The sequence below is a fragment of the Nonlabens sp. genome (assembly GCF_047636915.1).
Taxonomy (GTDB): Bacteria; Bacteroidota; Bacteroidia; order Flavobacteriales; family Flavobacteriaceae; genus Nonlabens.
Genome location: NZ_JBLIGN010000154.1, coordinates 1 through 3,113 on the forward strand (window position 1 = coordinate 1; position 3,113 = coordinate 3,113).

4 protein-coding genes are annotated in these 3,113 nt (G+C 35.4%); all 4 read left to right on the top strand.

Annotation, left to right across the window (positions count from 1 at the left end; all coding sequences use genetic code 11):
• Positions 1-443, top strand: a 443-nt coding sequence (locus ACJAT0_RS13055) for a nicotinate-nucleotide diphosphorylase (protein ID WP_415182008.1), incomplete at its 5' end; no start/stop codon positions are given.
• Entirely contained in the window at positions 436-1,368 is a 933-nt protein-coding gene (locus ACJAT0_RS13060; RefSeq protein WP_415182009.1) for a YihY/virulence factor BrkB family protein, read from the top strand. The genes ACJAT0_RS13055 and ACJAT0_RS13060, both read left to right, overlap by 8 nt.
• Before the next feature lie 28 nt (positions 1,369-1,396).
• Positions 1,397-1,960: a chalcone isomerase family protein gene (locus tag ACJAT0_RS13065; RefSeq protein ID WP_415182010.1), complete on the top strand. Its 564-nt coding sequence runs from the start codon at positions 1,397-1,399 to the stop codon at positions 1,958-1,960.
• A 512-nt stretch (positions 1,961-2,472) separates the two neighbouring features.
• The gene (locus ACJAT0_RS13070; RefSeq protein WP_415182011.1) at positions 2,473-2,883 is read left to right on the top strand and encodes a hypothetical protein; all 411 of its coding nucleotides are present in this window, start codon (positions 2,473-2,475) and stop codon (positions 2,881-2,883) included.
• The last annotated feature ends 230 nt before the right edge of the window (positions 2,884-3,113 follow it).

The window sequence follows — 3,113 nt, forward strand, 5'->3', positions numbered from 1 at the left end:
GAATACGTATTCTTGAAAAATGGGCAGTAGAAATAGGTGGCGGTGTAAACCATCGCTTTGGATTGCACGATGTGATTATGCTTAAAGATAATCATATAGATTTTGCCGGTGGTGTTTCTAAAGCCATCCAAAAAACAAAAATATATTTAAAGGATAGTGGACGCGATCTAAAAATTATAGTCGAGGCGCGCAACCTTGATGAGATCAAAGAGATATTATCTAATGAGGGCATTTACCGCATTCTTATTGATAATTTCGATTATAAGAATACTAGAAAAGCAGTAGATCTGATAGGAAATCAGTGTCTTACAGAAAGCAGTGGCGGCATTACATTAGAAACAGCAAAAAAATATGCAGCATGTGGTGTTGATTTTATTTCTAGTGGTTCACTCACCCATAGTGTTTACAATCTGGATTTAAGTCTTAAAGCGGTGCATGAGTAAAGCAAAGGAAATAATAGACCGCATACCTATCATCTCGTGGTTAGTCGCTTTAATTGATAAGTGGAAATTGCCTGGATTTGAAGGAATGACTGCTTGGGATTTATGGCAAGCTTATTCTCTGGGTATTGTCCAAGGAGCATTTTCGGCCCGTGCCAGCGCTATTTCCTACAGTTTTTTTATGTCGGTTTTTCCTTTTATTCTTTTTATATTGAATCTGATACCCTTTATTAAGATTGATAATTTTCAAGAGGAATTATTATTTTTTGTTAACGATTTATTACCAGCGCAGGCAGCGGGAGCTTTTGATGATATTTTTAAAGAAATCGCTTTACAAGGTAATTCGGGACTTCTAACCATTGCTTTTTTTACCTCTTTGTTCTTAATGGCAAACGGTATTAATGCTATTTTTAATGGTTTTGAACGCAGTTATCACTCTGAACTGAACCGCGGTTTTTTCAGGCAGTATTTTGTATCTGTAGGAGTTTCAATCATACTGGTTGTTTTTTTATTAGCTGGAGTTATTCTCGCAGTAATAGTGGAGTACTGGATTTCAGAATTGCGTGCAAGAGATTTTATGACAGAAGGTTCTATGGAATTGTGGTTACAGATGTTGCGATATGCAACATTAGTAATTATGTTATTTTTGTTTGTGTGCACCTTGTACTTCACAGGAACGCGGGAAGGGAGAACTACTAAGTTTCTGTCTATTGGAGCCCTTGTCACTACGTTGTTAATTCTTCTCTTCTCTTATTTGTACGGAATATATATCGAGAATTTTTCTTCTTTTAACGAGATTTACGGATCTATAGGCGCGCTGCTGATTTTAATGGTGTATATATGGCTTAATTCCAACCTTTTATTGCTGGGTTTTGAATTAAACGCATCTCTTCGTTCGTTAAAGGCACGGAATTTGAAAACAGAGTAGTATATTTAAACACTTAAAATTAATAAAAATGAAAAAAATACTTCTTGCAGCTTTGGCACTTTTAGGTACTTACACTGCAACCGCTCAACAAACCATAAATGGTGTGAATGTTGAAAAAAGCATTACTGTCGAAGGACAAGAATTAGAACTGAATGGAGCAGGTTTAAGAGAGAAATTGTGGTTTGATCTTTATGTAGGAGCCTTATACGTAACTACAAGATCAAGCGATGGAAATACCCTCGTAGCTGCAAACATGCCTATGGCTATCACACTGGATATCACTGATGAGGCGGTAACTCAAGAAAAAATGAAGTCTTCTGTAGAAGATGGATTTGGAGACAGTTGTACAAGTAAGCAACAAAAGGCGATACAGTCTGAGATCAATACCTTTATAGGGTTTTTCAAGGATGCGATTGTTAAAGGGGATCATTTTGAAATTGCTTATTTACCAGCAAAAGGAACTTTAGTTTCTAAAAACGGTACCGCTTTAGGAACGATTACGGGTCTTAAATTTAAGAAAGGTCTATTCGGTATTTGGTTGGGTGATGATCCTGCAGATGAAGATCTTAAAGCAGGTATGTTAAACAAATAGACCTCTAAACAATTAAAAGTATATCACCCGTGTTAGTTACACGGGTTTTTTAATTTTTAAAAGGAAACCTATATTCATCTTTTTTGGATTGTTTTCGCTTTTGCGAAAACAAATTCACCAGTCATCTTTGGCAAGTGGGAAACCATAAGTGATGAAATAGTTCTGGTAAAATATCCTGTTAAAATTCACAAATGAAAAGGGAAGAGATGTGGTACGTAACTAAATGACTCTTATAGAGTCGTCTGATCATTCTTACGCAGGGAAAACCATCTTAAGGAGATACTTATCGCAAATCTTGAAAAGATAAAAGGATAATAACAAAGGAACGAAGATAAAACAATCTATGTCAGATTTTGAAAACCAGGTACCCAACATTTGCAAACTATAGCTTAATAAAGCAGATTTCTATTAAGTTTTTGTTGTACAGTTTCATTGCTTTGTTATAGAAATCAGCCTTGGTATCAACTATAACTCTTGACAAAATTGTATGTTTACCAACTAATACCATTAGCATGATGTATACAGCAGAGGAAAAGAAAGACATTATTAGTGAATTGATCCTAATGGCACATGCAGACAATCATTTGAAAAATGAAGAAATTGCCTTTATCACAACCGTAGGTAAACGCATGCAATTGAGCGATGAGGAAATTGCTTATATGGTTGATCATCCAGAAGAGTTGACGACAGTAGTTCCCAAAGAGTATACCAAACGTATAGTTCATTTTCATAGAATGATGTTGATGATGCATATTGACGGCCACGTGGATGAGCAGGAATTACAATTGTTGCACGATGTCGCACTTCAATACGGCTTTAGAAAAACAACCGTAGATGCATTACTTCAATCCATGATTACCTACCCTTATGGAGAAATACCACCGTCAGAATTAATGCAAATCCACAGGAGAAGTAGTAATTAATGACTTTATGTCGTAAAATTAAACACAAAAAGCGACATTATGTTGCTTTTTGTGTTTGGTATTCTGTTTGACTAATTTTAATCACAACAAGCACATATGATTCATATGAAATTAGCACTTAGAAAAGAGAACAATTGGTTGCCATCTTTAATGGATGAGATATTTAAGAATGACTCCATATTGAATACCGATCAAAATAGAAAGTCATTTGCTCCACCAGTTAATGTTTC